Origin of the sequence: Streptomyces marokkonensis, from assembly GCF_039539045.1 — a bacterium.
Classification (GTDB): Bacteria; Actinomycetota; Actinomycetes; order Streptomycetales; family Streptomycetaceae; genus Streptomyces; species Streptomyces marokkonensis.
Genome location: NZ_BAABCQ010000395.1, coordinates 1 through 896, shown reverse-complemented (window position 1 = coordinate 896; position 896 = coordinate 1). Strand labels below are relative to the sequence as shown.

1 protein-coding gene is annotated in these 896 nt (G+C 62.4%); it reads right to left on the bottom strand.

Annotated features, from left to right (window positions below):
• Positions 1-244: 244 nt before the first annotated feature.
• Entirely contained in the window at positions 245-478 is a 234-nt protein-coding gene (locus ABEA26_RS36070) for a hypothetical protein (RefSeq protein ID WP_345598307.1), read from the bottom strand.
• Positions 479-896 lie beyond the last annotated feature (418 nt).

Below are 896 nucleotides of genomic sequence, written 5' to 3'. Positions count from 1 at the left end.
ACCGCCGGCCATGACCAGCGCGGTGACGGTGCAGGCGATCGCCTTCTTGAGAGCCATGCGAATTTCCTCCTGAGTGGGGTCTGTCGTACTAGAGGCAGGCGAATCTCATTGAGGGCATCGCCCGCGCTCGGCGGTGACCGCGTCTCGCGGCTGCCAATCCGTACTCCGGCAGCACTTTCCGAACGCGACTACTCAATGAACGAAGTCGCGGACCGGTGGGTGTTGCTCCGACGGAGTGAAGCCGTTATTCGTGGGTCCGGGACGTGGTCGACGATTCTTCATGATGATCGGAACAGTCGATGGTAGTGCCCGAAACCGATGCGATCGGAAGGTCGAGGACTTCGATGTTCACGCAGGAGAGGATCTGGGTGTTGTTCACGAACCTCGCGTCTTCTTCTCCCGCGTGAGCGGTGCCGGCCTGCAGGGCTGCCAGGGGCACCGCACACAGCGAGAGAATGGCCAGACGAGTGCTCAGCATTCCTCGGGTCCTGTCTGAGTCGGGGACGGGGGCTGTGGCACCTGCGCGGGACAATGAAGTCCTCCTCGGTCGCAGTTGCCTGCGGCCGAACAATACTGAGCGTGCAGGTGGAGGCAAAGAAATGCGAGACCTGGTAGCCCGATGGCGTCGACGGGAGACGGCGTCCGGCGATCGCGGTCCGCAATTCACTCCGTTGGAGCAGAACTCGCGGGGTATGGATTCGTTGCATTGATAGTCGAACGGAAAACACGGTCAAGTCCGGCTGTGAACATCCGAGTCCGGCGCAACCGCCGATTGCGTGAAGCCCTTCAGTGGGCGCACGCCTTCGGTGATCACACACCCCACTCAGGAGGAAACCCGCATGGCTCTCAAGAAGGCGCTCGCCTGCACCGTCACCGCGCTCGTCATGGCCGGCGGC